The organism is Pinisolibacter sp., from assembly GCF_036782435.1.
In the GTDB taxonomy this organism is placed as follows: Bacteria; Pseudomonadota; Alphaproteobacteria; order Rhizobiales; family Ancalomicrobiaceae; genus CALBKH01.
Genome location: NZ_DAIPZB010000036.1, coordinates 1 through 18251 on the forward strand (window position 1 = coordinate 1; position 18251 = coordinate 18251).

The following is an 18251-nucleotide window of genomic DNA, read 5'->3' on the forward strand; positions in this document are numbered from 1 at the left end:
CACATTAAACGCATCAAATCAACATGATGGTCCAACCGCGCACAGGTCTCATCACTTCGCCGCGGCGAGCGAGTGCAGCACCGCCTCGCTCGGCCAACAGTCGACCTCGAGCCCGGCGGCCTTCTGGTAGGCGCCGAGCGCCGAACGGGTCAGCATGCCCGCCTTGCCGTCGATCTTGTCGGCGTAGAAGCCGAGGCGGGCGAGATGGCGCTGCATCGCTTCGACCGAGGTGGTCTTCATCTGCGTCGACGCCGACCACGGCGTGGCGAAGGGCTCACCGTCGACCATACGGTCGGAGAGGTGGCCGACGAACAGCACGTAGAGGTCGGAGAAGTTGTATTCCTTGATCACGAAGTAGTTGGCGGTGGTCAGGAACGACGGCCCGTGGACGCCTTCCGGCTGGAGCAGCGAAGCGGGCTCGCGCCGTTCGGCCGCGGCGAGCGTTCGGCCTCGCACCGGCGCGAATCCGGCGTCGATCCAGGCCCCGATCGGCCGGCGGACGTCGGGTACGCCGAGGGTGCAGTCGGCGTTCTTCGGCGCACGGACCTCGTAGGCCCAGTGCACCCCCGGCTTCCATCCCTTGTCGGCGAGCTGCTTGGCGGCGGAGGCGAGCGCGTCCGGCACCGAATGCCAGATGTCGATCCGGCCGTCGCCGTCGAAATCGACGCCGTGCCCATAGACTTCGGACGGCAGGAACTGGGTGAGGCCGGTGGCGCCGGCCCAGGAGGCGCGGAAGTCCTTGCGGCTCACGGCGCCCTCGTCGAGGAGCTTCAGCGCCAGCACGAACTCCCGGCGGAACTGATCCTTGCGCCGCCCGACATAGGCCTGGGTGGCGACCACCCGCAGCGCGTCGTGCCGCTCGGGCGTGCGGCCGTAGTCGGTCTCGCGTCCCCAGATCGCCAACACCATCGACGCCGGCACGCCGAACCGCGCCTCGATCCGCTCGAGCGTGGCACGATGGTCCCGCATCAGCCGCCGCCCCTTGTCGGCGAGGCGGGCGATGGTCGCTTCCTTGACGTAGTCGGCCGGCACCCGCACGAATTCCGGCTGCGCCGGCGCCCCGGTCGCCGGCCGGCCCGGCAGGGCGAGATCCGGCAGCTTCAGATCGGGCTCGAGGCCGCGCGTCTCCCGCTCGAACGCGGCGCGCGACACGCCGGCGGCCGCGACCTCCGGCCACATCGACGCGACGAACCGCGCGAAGCCCGCGTCCGCTGCGCCGGCGGGCGCCGAAAACGTCGAGAGAGCGAGGAGCGCGACGGCGACGAGACTGCGGAAGGATGTCAAGGCGGCGCCCCCGATTCGAACGGTCGAAACGATGGGTCGACGCTAACACGCCCGATCGGACGCGAGAACGCGCCGGGGTGGGCATGACGAGGCGATACCGAATGCGAGACGGACTTCGGCCCGCTCGCCACCGGCCGACCGAACACGCCCCCATGGTTCCCCGCCCGCTGGCGGCGCGACGAACGGACGATGGCGGTGGCCCGGCTCGTCGAGGATGACGAAGTCGAGGCGACAGAGGCGGTCCGCCTTTCGCCCCGGCGGCCGGCACGGGTCTCGGCCGTCGACGCCGCCGAAGCACTGCCCACGCATGCCGGCACGGATGCAGGTTCGCGCGATGGCGATCGCCGGGTGCGACTCGCCCGCGCCGGTGTCGCCGATCGGCACGACGTTGCGAGCCTGGCCGATGAAGCCGCCGCCGGCGGGATCCCGACCAGCTTCTCGTCGATCGACGTGCCGTCGAAGGCGAAGTCGTCGATGTCCACGGCGGGTGCGCTCCGGCCACGCCCTTCCGGTTGCGGCCGGAGCGCGCCTGCTTCTCGGCTATTTCAACAGCATGGTGGGAGAGTGGCGGAGAGGGTCGGAGGACGAAGCCGGCTTGAAATCTGCTTTGTGAAATGAGGATGATCTGCAGCCCCGGTGACCGCACGCGTACCGATATCGTGTCGCGCGAGCCGCTCTTCGCGGACGCGCCTCACGGCCACCACGGAGCGGCGAGCGAACCGCAGCCGCCTCTCCGACGGCATGCGCCGTTGCTCCACGCCCGCGTCCGCCATCCCGATCTCCCCGCCGCCACGATACCCGTGCCGGAGGATCACGGAAGCCGCGCCACCGCGCCTCGGCCGCGGATCGCGGCCTCCATCGAGCCGCGGCCGCCGGAGGCGTGCCGCGGTAACCGGTCTTCGATCTCGTCACAGCACGCGCAGCTCGGTCATCATGCCGGTGGCCATGTGATAGAGGTGGTGGCAGTGGAGAAACCACTCGCCCGGCTTGTCGAGGTCGAGGGCGACCATGACGGGCGTGTGCGGCGGGACGATCACCGTGTCGCGCATCGGTCCGGCGAAGCGGCCGCCGCGGGTGCCGACCACCTGGAAGTGATGCCCGTGCAGATGCATCGGATGCATCATCGAGGTGGGGTTCATGAACATGATCTCGATGCGCTCGCCGACCCTGGCCTCCAGCGGCGTGTGTTCGCCGTGCACCGCACCGTTCAGCGTCCAGCGATAGCCGGGCTCCTCGCCGAGCATCAGATGGAACGAGCGGTCGGCCGGCCGATCGGCGATCGGCCGCGTCGCGGCGAGCCGGACGTCGAGCGACAGATCCGTGTGTGGCGCCGCCTGCGCCGCCTCGCTGGCGATCCGCTTCACCGTCGCCCCCGCCGTCGCCAGGACGATGCCGGTCAGCGCCCGCGCGGCCTCGACCTGCGCCAGGATGGGAAAGGCCCCACCCGACTTCGGCACGGTGACGACGAGATCGATGCGCTGGCCCTGCGCCAACGGGAAGCGCCGCCCCGGGAGGGGACGGCAGGGGGAGCCGTCGACGGCGACGCACTCCGCGCCGACTTCGCCGGTGTCGATGAAATAGGCGGTGGCCGTCGCACCGTTGATCAGGCGCAGCCGCACCCGTCCTCCGGCCTCGACCCGGACCACCTGCGGGTCGTCGAGAGTGCGATCGTTGGCGAGATGGGCGTCGTAGGCGACGTCGTTGGCGTGCGGCGCGCCTCCCATCATGCCCATCATCGCTCCGGGACCCGTGCCCCTCATCGCGCCCGGTCCCATCCCCATCATCCCGCCCGGGCCGGGGCCGTGCATCGCATGGTCCCCCCCGTTTCCCATCGGTCCCATCGGCATGCCGGGGGCCGGGCCGGCGCGTGGCGCGGGCGCGTCGTGGTGGGCGTGGTCGTCACCGCCCGCCGGTGCCGGAGCGGGCGCCGCACCATGGCCGGCATGCGCACCGTGGCCGCCGCCGCCGCCGAGCTCGGCGAGGATCTCCTCCGGTGCGCGGAAGGCGAAGTCGTGCAGCATGACGACGACGTCCTGCACGTCGCCGACGTCCTTCTCGATCGTCACCATCGGTGCGGCGAGGAGGCGCTGCTCGGTCATCTGGTGCGAGTGCATCCAGTGGGTGCCGGGGGTGAGCAGGAAGTCGTGCGCGTCGCGCCCGCCCACCGGCGTCGTACCGCCGCCGGGTCGCGAACGGTCCTGGTCGAAGGGCGCGAAGACCTGACCGTGCCAGTGCATGGTCAGCGGCGCCCCGGTGGCGTTGACCACCTCGCCGGCGAAGCGGTCGCCTTCGCGCGCGACGTGTCCCGGCTTGCCGTCCGGCCCCAGGAGCCCGAAGACGGTGGCCGCTCGTCCCTTCACCTCGAGCGTGCGTGACCCGACGGTGAGAAGCGGCGCGGCGGCGCGCGCTCCACCCGGCGCGAAGGCGCTGGCCAGGAGAGCGGAGGATCCCGCCAGGAAGCGGCGGCGATCGATCGAGAGGGACGGCGGGACGAGGATCATGGGGCACTCCGAGGAGCGGTCGAGGAAGGGATTGGGGAAAGAAGGGGGAGGGAGGACGAGATCAGCGCATCCAGCCGCGCGGGAAGTCGGCGAAGACCGACGCGCGCCCGGAAGCGTCGAAGGCGATCACCCGGAACGGTTCGGGTGCTTCGCCGGGGGTCTCCATACCGGGCGAGCCGATCGGCATGCCGGGCACGGCGAGGCCGCGGATCGCCGGGCGCTCGGCCAGGAGCTTCTCGATCACTTCGGCCGGGACGTGGCCCTCGACGAGATAGCCGTCGATCTCGGCGGTGTGGCACGAGGCGAGCGCCGCCGGCACGCCGAGCCGGCGCTTCACCGCGTCGATGTCGTCGGTGACCTCGATGCGCGCCTCGAAGCCCGAACGCCGCACATGAGCGACCCAGGCCTCGCAGCAACCGCAACTCGGATCGCGATGGACCCGCATCGCCGGCCGCGCCGCCTTCGGGGCGATCGCGAGAAGGGGGGTCGAGGCGACGGCGAAGCCGCCGAGAACGGTGAGGAAGCGACGTCTTGCGATCATGGCGTGAGCCTTTCGAGGAGACCGGCGCGCGGGCGCCGGCGGGGTCGTGCGTTCAGAATTTCGCCTGTGAGGTGGCGCCGTCCGGCCCGGTGATGCGGATGGCGCCCTTCACCCCCTTGGACACCTTCACCGGCGCGGTGCCGACGAAATGCGACGGCTCGGCCGGCTCGAGGGTGAAGCGTACCGGCTTGCCGTCGATGACGAGGATGGCGTCCGCCTTGAACCCCTTCGACGAGACGCCCGCGTCCTTCAGGTCGGAGAGATGGACGATCACCTTGTCGGTGCCGTCGACGACCAGTTCGGCGTGATGCGTTCCGCCGGCGTCGACCAGTGCGCCGCCGTGCGGGCCGACGCGCGGTTGATGGGCCGCCGCCGGAGCCGCGACGAGCGCGGCCGTGATGGCGAGTGTGGCGAAGGAGAGCGTGGAACGAATCATGGATGCCTCGGTCATGGGGTCAGTAGGCCTCGATCGGACGGGGGAAAGGGGCGGTCGCGTCGGTCGTCTCGGCCTGCGCGCGGGCCTCGGCGACGGCGCGCTCCAGCGCCCGCCGCCCGAACATGAGGACGAGCACCGGCGTCACCAGCGTGTCGAGCGCGGTCGCCGTGACGAGGCCGCCGAAGATGGTGACGGCGACCGGGTGGAGGATCTCCTTGCCCGGCGCATGGGCGTCGATCATCAGCGGTACCAGCGCGACACCGGCGGAGAGCGCCGTCATCAGCACCGGCGTCAGCCGTTCGAGCGAGCCGCGCGTCACCAGCGCCGGCCCGAAGGGCATCCCCTCGTGGATCGCCAGATTGAGGATGTGGCTGATCTTGAGGATGCCGTTGCGGGTGGCGATGCCGGTGAGCGTGACGAAGCCGATCATCGAGGCCACCGACAGCGGCTGTCCGGCGATCCACAGCGCCGCGACCGAACCGATCAGCGCCAGCGGCACGCTCGCCATGATGACGCCGACGAAGACCGCCGAGCGATAGCGGCTCCACAGGATGGCGACGACCAGCACCAGCGACACGATCGACAGGAGGCCGATCTTGCGCATGCTCTCCTCCTGCGCCCGGAAGGTGCCGTCGAGCCCGGTCGAGATGCCTTCCGGCAGGCGCGTCTCGGCGACGATCCGCCGGATGGCGCCGATCACTTCGCCCATGTTCGCGTCGCCGGAGGTGTTGGCGAAGACCACGACGCGGCGATGGCCGTTCTCGCGCAGGATCTGGTTCGGGCCGTCGGTCTCGACGACGTCGGCGATCCGGCGCAACGGGATCCAACCCTCGGGCGTCTCGATCAGCATGTCGCCGAGCGCTCGCGTCGTCCGCCTGTTGTCGTCGAGGCGCATCACCACGTCGAAGCGGCGATTGCCGTCGACGACGCGGGAGACCAGCCGGCCGTTGGAGAGCCGCTCGAGCTGGTCGGTGATCGCCGCCGGCTGGAGACCGTGCAGGGCGGCGCGGCGATAGTCGACGATCACCTCGAGCTGCGGGATGCGCACCTGCTTCTCGACCTGGAGGTCGACGACGCCCGGCACCGCCGAGATCTTCTCGCGGAATTCGGCGGCGACCGCCCGCATCGTGTCGAGATCCTCGCCGAAGATCTTCAGCGCGATCTGGGCGCGCACGCCGGAGAGCATGTGGTCGAGCCGATGCGAGATCGGCTGGCCGACGTTGGTGGCGACCGGCAGCACCGCGAGGCGGGCGCGGATGTCGGCGGCGATCTCGTCCTTCGAACGGCCGCCGGCATGGAGGTCGACCTCGACCTCGGAGGAGTGGACACCCTCGGCATGTTCGTCGAGTTCGGCGCGGCCGGTGCGGCGGCCGACCAGCTTCACCTCCGGCACCTCCATGATCAGCCGTTCGGCGACGAGCCCGACCCGATGGCTCTCGGTGAGCGAGATGCCGGGATCGAAGAGCAGGTTGATCGTCAGCGTGCCCTCGTTGAAGGGCGGCAGGAAGGTGCGCGGCAGCTGCACCGCGGCGGCGACCGCGAGGACGACCCCGAGCCCGGCGCCGGCCAGCGGCAGGGCCGGACGCTCGAAGACGAAGGCCAGCGCCCGGGCGTTCGCGCGCTTCAGGAGGCGCACCAGCGCGCCGTCGGCGTGGTCGAGCCGCTTCGCCCCCGGCAGCAGCCGATAGGCCATGACCGGCGTCAGGGTGATCGACACCAGCAGGCTCGCGGCGATCGACACCACATAGGCCTGACCGAGCGGCGCGAACAGCCGGCCCTCGATGCCGTCGAGGGCGAAGAGCGGCACGAACACCAGCACGATGATCATCGTGGCGTAGACGATGCCGGAGCGTACCTCGCGACTGGCGTCGACCACCACGTCGAAGACCGTGCGCGGATTGCCCGCCTCGCGGTTCTCACGCAGGCGGCGGAAGATGTTCTCGACGTCGACCACCGCGTCGTCGACCAGCTCGCCGACGGCGATGGCGAGGCCGCCGAGCGTCATGGTGTTGATGGTGAGCCCGGCGAGGTGGAAGACGATCGCCGTCACCAGGATCGACACCGGCACCGCGGTGAGCGAGATCGCCGTCGTCCGCACGTTGAGCAGGAAGGCGAAGAGCACGAAGGCGACGACGACCACCGCCTCCAGGAGCACCTTCTCGACGTTGCCGATCGACGCCTCGATGAAGTTCGCCTGTCGGAACAGCAGTTCCTTCGCGGTGATCCCGCCCGGCAGGGCCGGGGCGAGATCGGCGAGCGCCGCCTCGATGTCGCGGGTCAGCCGCACCGTGTCGACGCCCGGCTGCTTCTCCACCGAGACGATCACCGCCGAGCGGCCCATGAAACCGGCCTCGCCCCGCTTCAGCTTCGGCGCGTGATCGACGGTCGCGACCTGTTCCAGCGTCACCGGTCGGCCGTCGACGGTCGCGACGACGAGGCCGCCGAGATCGGCGAGGCTCTTCGACCGGCCGATGGCACGGATCAGGAACTCGCGGCTGTACTGGTCGGTGAAGCCGCCGCCGGTGTTGGTGCCGAACCGGGCGACCGCCTTCTCGATCTGGTCGAGGTTGACCCCGAGCGCCCGCATCGCCGCCGGATCGGGCGAGACGCGGAACTGCCGTACCTCGCCGCCGATCGGGATGACCTGGGCGACGCCGGGGATGGTGAGGAGCCGCGGCCTGAGGACGAAATCGGCGGTCTCGCGCAGCTCCATCGGCGAGACCGCGTCGGTGCCGGTGACGGCGATCAGCACGATCTGGCCCATGATCGAGGCGACCGGCCCCATCTGCGGCACGACGCCGGTCGGCAACTGCGCCTGGACGAGCGTCAGTTTCTCGGCGACCTGTTGGCGGTTGCGGAAGATCTCGGTCGCCCAGTCGAATTCGACATAGACGATCGAGAGACCGACACCCGACACCGAGCGGACGCGGGAGACACCCGGCAGACCGTTCATCTGCGTTTCGATCGGCCAGGTGACGAGCTGTTCGACCTCGGGCGGCGCCAGTCCCTCGGCCTCGGTCATGATGGTGACGGTCGGCCGGTTCAAGTCGGGGAAGACGTCGACCGGCAGCCGAGTGGCGGTCAGTGCCCCCCACAGGACGAGCGCCGCGGCGATCGCCACCACGAAGATCCGGTTCTTCAGCGACTGCGAGACGAGGAACTGGAACATGCCGTCTCACCGGATCTGGTTGAGGAGTTCGGCGCCGCCGGTGACGATCCGCCGGCCGGCCTCGACCCCGGCGACGATCAACACCCGCTCGCCGTCGAGCGGCTCGACCCGCACCTCGCGCGGCACGAAACGCTCCGGATTGGTGTGTTCCCACACCAGCGAGCGCCCGTTGGAGCCGCGCAGCACGGCGGCGCGCGGCACGGCGATGCCGCCGCGCATCTCGGCGAGCGTCGCCGCCACGGTGAGAAGCTGGCCGGCGCGCAGCCCCTTGGCCTCGCCGGTGACCGAGAAGTGTACCGGCACCGCCTGGGCGCGGTCGGAGAGGCCGCTGCCGACGAAGGTGAGGGGAAAGCTCTCGCCGCCCGCCGGCCGACCGGTGGCATGGGGCGCGAAGGCGTGCGCCTCGTAGGCCAGCGCTTCGACCCAGAAGCGGCGCGGGTCGACGATGCGGAAGACGACGGTGTTCGGCTCGGCGATCTGCCCGGCGGTGGCGGCGACCGCCGCGACGACGCCCGAGACCGGCGCGACCAGAGCTTCCGCCGCGCGCTGGCGCTTTTCGAGATTGGTGCGCCGCGCCTCGAGGCCGGCGAGTTCGAGTTCCGTGTCCTCGATCTGGGCGCGGGTGATCGAGGTGGTGATCTGGCGATAGCGCTCCAGCCGGCGCGTCAGCAGGGCGATCTGTTGATCGAGTTCGCGTCCCTGCTGGTGTTGATTGGTGACGTCGGCCGCCGCCACCGCCGGCTCGACGAAGGCGAGCACGTCACCCGTCTTCACCGGGGTACCGAGCCGCGGGAAGCCGCCCGGCGGCGGCCGCAACCGGCCGGCGAGCGACGACTGCACGACGCCCGACCCGTCGGGATCGGGAATGACGCGGCCGGGCAATTCCACCGTCGTCGGATGTTCGGCGATCTCGGTGAAGAGGGTGCGCAAGCCGAGAATGCGCTGGCTCGTCTTCGGCACGAAGAGCGAGCCGTCGGGAAAGCGCTGCGCCAGGTCGCGCGCCGTCTCGGCCGCCCGTGTCGGGGTTTGCGTCGCGACCGCGACGACCAGGACGCCGGCGAGAGCCGCGGCGGCGGCGCTGCGTCGCCGAAAAGAGGCGGCGATCAGAAGACCGGCGGCGAACCCCGCCAGCGCCCACCCCCATCCGCCGACACCGTCGGCGAGCGTCGCCACCCCACCCTCGCTCGCCCGCGCCGGCGACACCACCGATCTGGCGAGGGGCTTCGCTTCCGCCGCCGCCGGCAGGGTCAACGTCGTGGTCAACACGTCGACGACGTCGCCGGCCTCGACCGTCACGGCGAGATCGATGGTCCGGCCCGGCTCCGCCCAGGGCGCGGGAAGACGATAGACGCCGCCCTCCGCCGTCGCCTTCACCACGCCCGCCGGTCCGTCGACTTCGACGGTCGCGTCGGTCACCGGCTCGTTGTCGCGAAAGCGATCGATCAGGATCTCCAGCCCCCCGCCGCGCGCCACCACGACCATTTCGAGATCGGCCGAGGAGGCGTCGGCGCGCGGCGCCACCGTGGTCGACACCGGCGGTGGCGGCGCACCGTGGTCGTGGCCGTCGTGGGCTCGGGCCGCCGGGGCGACGAGAAGGGCGAAGGCGAGCGAGGCGATGCGGAAGCTGCGGCGCATGTCGGTTCCGGTCGATGATGATCGGTCACCGTGACCCTGCCGCAAGCCGCCCGTCGCAGGATTTCAGTTCTGTAACAAATTATTTCAGGGGGTCGGCGGATCGACACGCCGCGCCGGCAGGCGAACCCGCACGAGGAGTCCGGTCGGCTCGTTGTCGGCGAGTTCCAGGACCCCGCCGTGGCTCTCGACGATGCGCCGGGCGATGGGGAGGCCGAGGCCCCAACCGCCGGTGTCGCGATTGCGCGACGGCTCCAGGCGGACGAAGGGATCGAGGACGCGGACGCGCTCGTCTTCCGGGACGCCCGGCCCCTCGTCGGCGATGGTCACCATCACCCCGTCCGCCTCCATCGTGACCCGGATCTCGGCCCGGCCGCCGTATTTGACGGCGTTGTCGATGAGATTGGCGAAGGCGCGTTTCAGCCCCAGCCGCCGCCCCTCGATCACCGCGCTGCGGGGGCCGTCGAGCGATACCTCGTGGCCGGCGTCGGTCTGGTCGTCGACGAGCGTCGCGAGGATCGCCGCGACGTCGACCGGCTTCACCAGTTCGTCGTCGCGGTCACCGGCGAGATAGGCGAGCGTCTGGTCGATCATCCGCTCCATCTCGTCGAGATCACCGGAGATGGCGGTCCGCGTCGCCGCGCTCTCGACCTCCCCGAGGCGCAGCCTCAGCCGGGTGATCGGGGTGCGCAGGTCGTGGCTGACGGCGGCCAGCGCGTGGGTGCGATCGTCGATCATCCGCTTGATTCGCCGCTGCATCTCGTTGAACGCGACGGCGAGGCTGCGGATTTCGGTCGGTCCGTCCTCGGCCACCATGACCGTCTCGCCGCCACGGTAGATGCGCCGCGCCGCGTCGACGAAGCCGAGGAGCGGCCGTGTCAGCCAGCGCACCATGAAGATCGACAGGACGATCGCACCGAGCGCCATCAGCGATGTCGACAGGAGGGTGCCGTGGCCGTCCTCGGGACGCGAGGTCTGGGCGACGAGCGAGAAATTGATCCAGGTTCGATCGGGCAGGCCGAGCGAGACGACGGCGAGATGCGGGTCGTCGTGATGGGCGCGGTTCGCCCCGATGACGACGTCGCCGGGCTCCAGGTCGTCGCCGAGCGCCCGCAGCTTCTCGGCCAGGCCGGCGAGATCGGCGCTGCCCGGGCCGCCCGCCACGGCGTGTTCGGCGCGGCTCCAATGGGCGTCGATCGCCCCGCCGGAGAGATCGTGGGCCACCGCCTCGCGCTCCGCCGGCTCGACCCGCATCACCGCCCGGCGGATGGTCAGCAGCCGGTCGGCGAGGCGCATCTCGTCAGCCGTCGTCGTCTCCCGGTCGAGGGCTTGGCGATAGGTCCACAGACTGAGGAGATGCACCGCGCCGATGCCGAGGAACAGCACCAGCATGGTGCGGGCGGCGAGACTCGAGCCGTAGGCGCGCATGGCCTCTCCCCTCACGATCGCTCGACATCGGGGGCGAAGAGATACCCCGCACCGCGCACCGTCTTGATCACCTCACCGGCGCTGTCGAGCTTGCGTCGCAGCCGACTCACCTGGACGTCGATCGCCCGGTCGAAGGGTTCGGCGATGCGGTTGCGGGTGGCGTCGAGCAACTGCTCTCGGCTCAGTACTCGTTGAGGCGTTTCGAGGAAGGTGAGGAGCAGGTCGTATTCGCCGGTCGACAGATCGATGACGACGCCGCGTGGATCCGTGAGCTCGCGTCGCGCCGTGTCGAGGCGCCAACCGGCGAAGCGGATCTCTCGCCCGCTGTTCATCCCCCCGCCGGGGCTCGGCCGCGCTCGCCGCAACACGGCGCGGATGCGGGCGAGGAGTTCGCGCGGATGAAAGGGCTTGGCGAGATAGTCGTCGGCGCCCATCTCGAGACCGACGATGCGATCGACGTCGTCGCCCTTGGCGGTGAGCATGATCACCGGCAGATCGGAGGTCGCACGCAGTTCGCGGCACAGCGTGAGCCCGTCGGTGCCGGGCAGCATGATGTCGAGCAGGACGAGATCGGGCTTGAGATGGGCGATCGCCTCGCGCATCTCCACGGCGGTTCCGACCGAAGTGACCCTGTGCCCGTCCTCCCTCAGCAGTTTCGAGACGAGGCGGCGGATCTCACCGTCGTCGTCGACCAGAAGGATGTCGCGACCGAGTGTCTCCGTCACTTCTCACATTGCCTCCGATCTCGGCCCCACCATCGTCGTGACCGATTTTTCGACCGGCGACAAGCGTCCGGACCGGCGACCGCTCCGGCCGTGGGCACGGAAAGCCGCCGCCGCCTTTGCGCAGATCCTCCCGCCCTTCGGTGGCGTGGCCTGTCGCCGGTTCCGTGGACACCGGCTCGAGCCGATTCGGCCATCCGTTCGAACTCGACCGGGCCGACGTGGCCGACCGGAAGCCGACGCCTCTCCTGATACATCCACAGGTACATTCGTCGGTACGTCGTCGATCCCGCGCATACCGGTTCCGCGGACGAGGTCGAACAGGGAAGGTGGAGGTTCGGCGAAAGGTTCGATGTGGCAGACTTCCGAGAAGGGAGCCGACCTCGCCGCCCGGGAGGTCCTCGTTCGGAACGGGAATCCGTCGCGAGCCGCTGTGAACTCGATCTTCCGTCCTACCGACATCACGATCCACTGCGATCGCCTCGAACGCATCGTTCGCTCCGCCGACGGCGGACGTCGGCCGGGGCGCGAGAGCGGGCTTCACCGTACCGACATGCTTCGCGGGTAGCGATTTCGGTTCGTTGGCCGGCTCACTTCTCTCCGGAGGTGGGTGGTCGGCCGATCCCGCAGTCGCGGCTTCGACCCGATACGTCCTTCAACGGAAGATGTTCATGAGCGACGTTCGTCATCCGGTCCGCCACGGGGCCGCCCTTTCGGGCGACCATTCCGAGGACATTCCCGGCCTCGTCTGGGCCTACGGCTTCGACGGGGACGGTATCGCGCGCGGACTGACCGGCACCGGCATCCGCGAAGCGCTCGGGGCGACCGAAGGATGGGTCTGGCTCCACTTCAATCTCGCCGACACGCGTGGCCGAGCGTGGATCGACGAGGCGGCACCGATTCCGGACTCGGCCAAGGAGCTGCTGCTCGAGGCCGACGATCATCTCTGCCTGATCGCCGAGGACGATTCGCTGATGGGCGTCTTCGCCGACTTCCGCCGCGAACTCGACCACGACACGCACGACATCGCCCGCCTGAAGTTCGCCCTGCATCGTCGGGTTCTGCTCACCGGACGACGCCAGGCGCTCCAGTCGGTCGACGAAGTGCGGCGGGCGCTGCGCTCGGGGCTCACCTTCGAGAGCGGCGAGGCGCTGCTCGAACAGCTCTTCGACACCTTCGCCGCTCAGGTGGCGACCATGACGCGCGAGTTGGCGCGCCGGCTCGAGGCCATCGAGGATCGGGTGGTCGACGATGCCGTCGACCCGGAAGACCTGCGCGTCGGGCCGATCCGGCGCACCGCGTTGCGCCTGTCCCGACAGGTCGGTGCGCTGCGCCTGCATTTCACCGCGCTGGTCGACAACCCCGAACGTGAGTTGCCGGAAGACGTCTTCGCCATGACCGAGCGAGTGGCGTTGCGGCTCACCTCGATCGGCCGTGACGTCGAAGCGATCCAGGAGCGGGCGCGGATCATCCAGGAAGAGGCGGCGGCCAAATCCGCGGCCCATATGAACCGCCAGCTCCAGGTGCTCTCGGCCCTGACGGCTCTGTTCCTGCCGGCGACCCTGGTCACCGGCCTCTTCGGCATGAACACGCACGGCCTGCCCTTCGGCGCCGACGAGACCGGATTCTGGTGGGCGACGGTGGTCGCCGCGCTCGGCTCCGGCGTCGTCTATCTGGTGCTCAAACGCATGGGAATCATGAAGTGATCCACAGGACCCGGCGCACCGTCGCACCCGCCGGCGCGAAGAGCGTCACAAAATCGTAGTCGGACCCGCTTAAGCGAAGAGCATCGAAAAAACACGGACCCCTCCGGCCACGGCCGGACGAACCGGGCGTGCGCGGCGCGCTCCGGAAGGAGATCCGCATGCTCACGATCGAACGCCTCACCCGCCGCTTCGGCGATTTCGTCGCGGTCGACGCCGTCGATCTCGAGATCCCCGCCGGGCAGATGGTCGGCGTCATCGGCCGCTCCGGCGCCGGCAAGTCGACACTGCTCCGGATGATCGACCGCCTGATCGAGCCGAGCGAGGGGCGCATCGTCTTCGAAGGCCGCGAGATCACCGCGCTGAAGGGCGCGGGTCTGCGCCACTGGCGGCGCGACTGCGCCATGGTGTTCCAGCAGTTCGCCCTGGTCGACCGCCTCGACGTGCTCACCAACGTGCTGATGGGCCGTCTCGACCATTCGCCGGACTGGCGCGCGCTCCTCAAGCTGTGGACCGCCGACGACAAGGCGATCGCGCTCTCCGCCCTCGAATTGTTCGACATCGCCACGCTCGCGGCCAACCGCGCCGGCAGCCTCTCCGGCGGTCAGCAACAGCGCGTCGCCATCGCCCGCGCCCTGGTGCAGGAGCCGCGGGTGCTGCTCGCCGACGAACCGATCGCCTCGCTCGATCCGCGCAACACCCGGGTGGTGATGGACTCGCTGCTCCGCGTGAACCGCGACTTCGGCATCACCGTGCTGACCAACCTCCATTCGATCGATCTCGCCAAGCGCTACTGCGACCGGTTGATCGGCATGAAGGCGGGCCGCGTCGTCTTCGACGGGACCCCGCGCGACCTCACCGACACGGTGGTTCGCGATCTCTACGGGCTCGAGGCGGGCGACGTCATCGAGCTCCCCAAGGCGGGCGATCCCACCCCGGACGAAATCCGGGCCTCGTGGGACGCCGCGCACGCCCGCGAACGGGTGTGACGCGTCCGCTGTCCATCGTCTTCACCTTTCCGGGCGGCGCGGCCGCACGGAACCCCTCGAGAGGAGCAATCCCCATGATCGATCGTCGTTCCGTGCTCGGCCTCGCCGCCGGTGCTCTCGCGCTCTCCGTCACCGGCGCCGTGGCGCAGGACTGGAAGGCCAAGTACCCCGAGCTGGTCTTCGCCGTCATCCCGTCGGAGAACGCCGCCGGCGTCACCGAGCGCTGGACCCCGTTCGTCGAGTACCTGTCCAAGGCCATCGGCACCAAGGTGACGCTGCGCGTCGCCCAGGATTACGCCGGCGTCATCGAAGGCCAGAAGGCCGGCAACATCCACATCGCCTACTACGGCCCGGCGTCCTATTCGCGCGCCACCATCGTCGGCGCCAAGATCGAGCCTTTCGCCATCGACGTGAACAAGGACGGCTCCAAGGGCTACTACTCCGTCTTCTACGTGAAGAAGGACAGCCCCTACCAGAAGATCGAGGACCTGAAGGGCAAGAACCTCGGCCTCGTCGACCCGAACTCGACCTCGGGCTTCAACATGCCGAAGTACGCGCTGTCCAAGATGGGCATCGAGCCGGAAGTCTTCTTCTCCAAGGTGGTCGCCACCGGTAGCCACGAGAACGCCGTCCTGGCGCTCTCTCAGGGCACCGTCGACGTCGCCGCCAACTGGTGGAACTCGGAAGACGACTCCAACCTGACCCGCATGGTCAACAAGAAGATGGTGCCGTCGAAGGACGACTTCCGCATCATCTTCAAGTCGCCGCTGATCATCAACTCGCCCTACGCCTATCTCTCCGATCTGCCGGCCGAGCTGAAGACCAGGATCGCCACCGCGTTCTACGCCGCCGCCAAGGATGCGCCGGAAGCTTTCAACAAGCTCTCCGACGGCAAGAACCGTCCGTGGGAAGCCATCGACGACAAGGCCTATGACGACACCCGCGCGCTCATCAAGTACGTCGACGAACTGCGCAAGAAGAAGAGCTGATCGCTCCCGTGCCCCGAGCCCGCCGACCGATGTCGGCGGGCTCCTCGCGTCGTTCGTTCCGCGCAACCGCGATCCCGGTGAGCCATGTCGTCGACCGTCACTCCTCTGCCGTCGGAGCGCCTGGCGCCGCTCACCCGCGCCTATGCCGAAGCCGCCTCGAGCCGCCGCCGACGGACGATGGTCGGTGCCGCGGTCGTCGCCGTCGCGGTGCTGGTCGCCGCGCTCCAGGCCGATGTCGAGCCGCTCAAGTTCTGGAACAATCTCGGCGCCTTCGGCGGCTATTTCGTCCGCCTCGCTCATTTCGACAGCGGCGACTACCTGGGCCGGGTGGTGCTCTCCCACCCCGGCGAATGGATGTGGGGTCTCGCCCGCTGGACGCGGCTCCTCGTCGATACGCTGCTCATCGCCTATGCAGGCACCCTCCTCGGCGCACTCGGCGGTTTCGTCGTCTCCTTCTATGCCGCCCGCAATCTGGCGCGAACCGGGTGGCTGCGCTGGTCGGCGGTGCGTTTCCTCGAATTCTGCCGCACCGTTCCCGAACTCGTCTTCGCGCTGATCTTCGTCTTCGCCTTCGGCCTCGGCGCGCTGCCGGGCGTGTTGGCGCTCGCCATCCACACCATGGGGGCGCTCGGCAAGCTCTTCACCGAAGTGGTGGAGAATGCGGACATGCGCCCGGTCGAAGGCGTCACCGCCTCGGGCGGGTCGTGGACGCAGACCATCCGCTTCGCGGTGCTGCCGCAGGTCCTGTCGAATTTCGTCAGCTACACGCTGCTGCGCTTCGAGATCAACGTGCGCGGCGCCTCGGTCATGGGCTTCGTCGGTGCCGGCGGCATCGGCGTCGACCTGATGGAGGCGATCCGCAAGTTCTACTACGCCGACGTCTCGGCGATGCTGGTGCTGCTGATCGCCACCGTCATGGTCATCGACTACGGCACCGAAGCCCTTCGCCACCGCCTGATCGGCCGGGAGGCTGCCCGATGACCGCGACCCCGACCTTCTCCGACGACGCCGGCGTGATGTCGGACACGCGTCGCATCCGCGCCGCCCTCGGTCCGGCGGCGCTCGCCAACCGTCGCGCGCTGGAGAAGAAATATCCCGATATCTTCGAGGGATCGCGGCGCAATCGGGTCTTGACCGTGGCGATCGTCGTCACTCTGACGGCGCTGCTCCTCTACGCCTTCGTCCGCCTCGAGTTTTCGTTGGCCAAGATCGGCGGCGGCATCGGCCAGTTGATCCACTTCGTGACACTGATGTTCCCGCCGTCGCCGGGCACTTGGCCGCGGTTCCACCTCTTCCTCGACGGTCTCGGCGAGACGCTGGCGATCGCCTTCCTCGGCACCCTCGCCGCGGCGATCCTCGCCTTTCCGATCGGTTTCCTGGCGGCGAAGAACGTCGTCCCCGCCCGCCTGTTCCAGCTCGGCACCCGCCGGTTCCTCGACACCGTGCGCGGTGTCGACACGCTGATCTGGGCGCTGATCTGGATCAACGTCGTCGGCCTCGGCCCCTTCGCCGGCGTGTTGGCGATCATGACCTCGGACTTCGGCGCCTTCGGCAAGCTGTTCTCCGAGGCGATCGAGGCGGTCGATCGCAAACCGATCGAGGGCGTGACGGCGAGCGGCGGCTCGAACCTCGCCCGCATCCGCTTCGGCATCCTGCCGCAGATCCTGCCGGTCATCGCCGGCCAAGTCCTCTACTACTTCGAGAGCAACACCCGCTCGGCGACGATCATCGGCATCGTCGGCGCGGGCGGCATCGGTCTCCATCTCTCCGAAGCGATCCGTACGCTCGAATGGCAGCAGGTTTCCTTCCTGGTGCTGATGATCCTCGTCGCCGTCGCCATCATCGACCAGATCTCGGCGCGGGTCCGCTTCGCGATCATCGGCGAGCGCCGGCTGGAGACGTGACGCGGAGTTCCTGTGCGCGATGGTTCGAGACGGCGCGCCGAGCGCGCCTCCTCACCATGAGGCGCCTCTGATCACGAGTGTCTCGAAAGCGCCTCATCCTGAGGAGGGCCGAAGGCCCGTCTCGAAGGATCTCGCACACCGTCTCCCGAGGGTCGACACGGGCTCCCTGGCCGGTGATGCGGGGGAGTGCATCACCCGACCGTCACCCGGACGCGGTCGCCGGCGAAACGGGCGCGGGCCCATTGGATCGGTCGCCCTTCGAGATCGGAGTTGACGCAGTCGATCTCGATCACCGGTCGGCCGATGGCGATCTCCAACCGTTCGGCATCGAGTGCGTCGGCGATCCGCGCGCCGATCCGGGTCTCGGCGCGGACGTAGTCGGCGACCCCCGCCGCCCGGAATGCGGCGGTGAAGGAGCCCGTCTCACGGTAGACCGCGGCCATGTCGGGGAAGCGTTCCGCCGGGAAGGCGGATACCGCCCAGGAGATCGGCACGCCGTCGGCGTGGCGGGTGGTCTCGAGCCGGATCACCGGCTCACCGGGTCGCAGGCGTAATGCCTCGGCGACGAGGGGCGACGCCGGCTCCGCCGTCTCGGCGAGGAGTAGGCCCGAGGGCTCGCGCGCCTGGGCGACGACGATGTCCGAGAACCGAGTTCGGGGCCCGATCGGATAGGTGAGGGGAGCTCGCTCGACGAAGGTTCCGCTGCCCTGTTGGGCCCGGACGAGGCCGCGATCGGCGAGATCGCGCAACGCCTGACGCACGGTGTGGCGGTTGACGCCGAAACGGAGCGCCAACTCGGCCTCGGTCGGCAACCGTGCCCCGCGTCCCCAGGTACCGTCAGCCATGCCGGCTTCGAGGATCTCGGACACCTGCCGCCAGACCGCGATGCCCTTGCCGCGTGCCAGCATGTCCGCTCTCCCACCTCTCGTCGCCGCGTCGCGCTCGTCCCCGCG

The 18251-nt window shown here is 69.6% G+C and carries 15 protein-coding genes; 5 read left to right on the top strand and 10 right to left on the bottom strand.

Annotated elements, in window-relative coordinates:
* Positions 1–51: 51 nt before the first annotated feature.
* The 9 genes from V7Q42_RS15295 to V7Q42_RS15335 all read right to left on the bottom strand — a co-directional run bounded on the left by V7Q42_RS15295 (position 52) and on the right by V7Q42_RS15335 (position 11716).
* Positions 52–1284 (bottom strand): lytic murein transglycosylase, encoded by a 1233-nt coding sequence (locus tag V7Q42_RS15295; protein WP_333824960.1) that lies wholly within the window; start codon positions 1282–1284, stop codon positions 52–54.
* A 42-nt stretch (positions 1285–1326) separates the two neighbouring features.
* Entirely contained in the window at positions 1327–1668 is a 342-nt protein-coding gene (locus tag V7Q42_RS21460; RefSeq protein WP_442958211.1) for a hypothetical protein, read from the bottom strand.
* A 524-nt stretch (positions 1669–2192) separates the two neighbouring features.
* A complete protein-coding gene (locus V7Q42_RS15305; protein ID WP_333824962.1) occupies positions 2193–3785 on the bottom strand; it encodes a multicopper oxidase family protein in 1593 nt (530 codons plus the stop codon).
* A gap of 61 nt (positions 3786–3846) precedes the next feature.
* Positions 3847–4326 carry a DUF411 domain-containing protein gene (locus V7Q42_RS15310; RefSeq protein ID WP_333824963.1) on the bottom strand — a complete coding sequence of 160 codons (480 nt, stop codon included), beginning with the start codon at positions 4324–4326 and terminating at the stop codon, positions 3847–3849.
* Positions 4327–4378: 52 nt separating this feature from the next.
* Complete coding sequence (locus V7Q42_RS15315) at positions 4379–4762, bottom strand: hypothetical protein (protein WP_333824964.1); 384 nt, start codon at positions 4760–4762, stop codon at positions 4379–4381.
* 19 nt (positions 4763–4781) lie between these two features.
* Complete coding sequence (locus V7Q42_RS15320) at positions 4782–7931, bottom strand: efflux RND transporter permease subunit (RefSeq protein ID WP_333824965.1); 3150 nt, start codon at positions 7929–7931, stop codon at positions 4782–4784.
* Positions 7932–7937: 6 nt separating this feature from the next.
* Complete coding sequence (locus tag V7Q42_RS15325) at positions 7938–9566, bottom strand: efflux RND transporter periplasmic adaptor subunit (RefSeq protein ID WP_333824966.1); 1629 nt, start codon at positions 9564–9566, stop codon at positions 7938–7940.
* A gap of 84 nt (positions 9567–9650) precedes the next feature.
* Positions 9651–10991, bottom strand: a complete 1341-nt coding sequence (locus V7Q42_RS15330; RefSeq protein WP_333824967.1) for an ATP-binding protein — start codon at positions 10989–10991, stop codon at positions 9651–9653.
* 11 nt (positions 10992–11002) lie between these two features.
* Positions 11003–11716 carry a response regulator transcription factor gene (locus tag V7Q42_RS15335; RefSeq protein WP_333824968.1) on the bottom strand — a complete coding sequence of 238 codons (714 nt, stop codon included), beginning with the start codon at positions 11714–11716 and terminating at the stop codon, positions 11003–11005.
* A 668-nt stretch (positions 11717–12384) separates the two neighbouring features.
* Between V7Q42_RS15335 and V7Q42_RS15340 the strand changes: the two genes are divergently transcribed.
* The 5 genes from V7Q42_RS15340 (at position 12385) to phnE (V7Q42_RS15360) (ending at position 17298) form a co-directional block, all read left to right on the top strand.
* Positions 12385–13419: a CorA family divalent cation transporter gene (locus V7Q42_RS15340; protein WP_333824969.1), complete on the top strand. Its 1035-nt coding sequence runs from the start codon at positions 12385–12387 to the stop codon at positions 13417–13419.
* Between the two features lie 158 nt (positions 13420–13577).
* Positions 13578–14405, top strand: a complete 828-nt coding sequence (gene phnC, locus V7Q42_RS15345; RefSeq protein WP_333824970.1) for a phosphonate ABC transporter ATP-binding protein — start codon at positions 13578–13580, stop codon at positions 14403–14405.
* Positions 14406–14479: 74 nt separating this feature from the next.
* Positions 14480–15394, top strand: a complete 915-nt coding sequence (gene phnD / locus V7Q42_RS15350; RefSeq protein WP_333824971.1) for a phosphonate ABC transporter substrate-binding protein — start codon at positions 14480–14482, stop codon at positions 15392–15394.
* 84 nt (positions 15395–15478) lie between these two features.
* Positions 15479–16375 (top strand): phosphonate ABC transporter, permease protein PhnE, encoded by an 897-nt coding sequence (gene phnE, locus V7Q42_RS15355; protein ID WP_333824972.1) that lies wholly within the window; start codon positions 15479–15481, stop codon positions 16373–16375.
* Between the two features lie 35 nt (positions 16376–16410).
* Complete coding sequence (gene phnE / locus V7Q42_RS15360) at positions 16411–17298, top strand: phosphonate ABC transporter, permease protein PhnE (RefSeq protein ID WP_442958215.1); 888 nt, start codon at positions 16411–16413, stop codon at positions 17296–17298.
* 191 nt (positions 17299–17489) lie between these two features.
* On the opposite strand, the gene phnF is transcribed toward phnE (V7Q42_RS15360), so the two are convergent.
* The gene (gene phnF, locus V7Q42_RS15365; protein WP_333824974.1) at positions 17490–18206 is read right to left on the bottom strand and encodes a phosphonate metabolism transcriptional regulator PhnF; all 717 of its coding nucleotides are present in this window, start codon (positions 18204–18206) and stop codon (positions 17490–17492) included.
* Positions 18207–18251: the final 45 nt, after the last annotated feature.

Excerpts from the sequence above, each read along its gene's own strand:
- phnD (WP_333824971.1), top strand. The coding sequence starts at position 14,480 with ATGATCGATCGTCGTTCCGTGCTCGGCCTCGCCGCCGGTGCTCTCGCG.
- V7Q42_RS15315 (WP_333824964.1), bottom strand. The coding sequence starts at position 4,762 with ATGATTCGTTCCACGCTCTCCTTCGCCACACTCGCCATCACGGCCGCG.
- V7Q42_RS15320 (WP_333824965.1), bottom strand. The coding sequence starts at position 7,931 with ATGTTCCAGTTCCTCGTCTCGCAGTCGCTGAAGAACCGGATCTTCGTG.
- V7Q42_RS15325 (WP_333824966.1), bottom strand. The coding sequence starts at position 9,566 with ATGCGCCGCAGCTTCCGCATCGCCTCGCTCGCCTTCGCCCTTCTCGTC.
- V7Q42_RS15340 (WP_333824969.1), top strand. The coding sequence starts at position 12,385 with ATGAGCGACGTTCGTCATCCGGTCCGCCACGGGGCCGCCCTTTCGGGC.
- V7Q42_RS15310 (WP_333824963.1), bottom strand. The coding sequence starts at position 4,326 with ATGATCGCAAGACGTCGCTTCCTCACCGTTCTCGGCGGCTTCGCCGTC.
- phnE (WP_333824972.1), top strand. The coding sequence starts at position 15,479 with ATGTCGTCGACCGTCACTCCTCTGCCGTCGGAGCGCCTGGCGCCGCTC.
- phnE (WP_442958215.1), top strand. The coding sequence starts at position 16,411 with ATGTCGGACACGCGTCGCATCCGCGCCGCCCTCGGTCCGGCGGCGCTC.
- V7Q42_RS15330 (WP_333824967.1), bottom strand. The coding sequence starts at position 10,991 with ATGCGCGCCTACGGCTCGAGTCTCGCCGCCCGCACCATGCTGGTGCTG.
- phnC (WP_333824970.1), top strand. The coding sequence starts at position 13,578 with ATGCTCACGATCGAACGCCTCACCCGCCGCTTCGGCGATTTCGTCGCG.
- V7Q42_RS15305 (WP_333824962.1), bottom strand. The coding sequence starts at position 3,785 with ATGATCCTCGTCCCGCCGTCCCTCTCGATCGATCGCCGCCGCTTCCTG.
- phnF (WP_333824974.1), bottom strand. The coding sequence starts at position 18,206 with ATGCTGGCACGCGGCAAGGGCATCGCGGTCTGGCGGCAGGTGTCCGAG.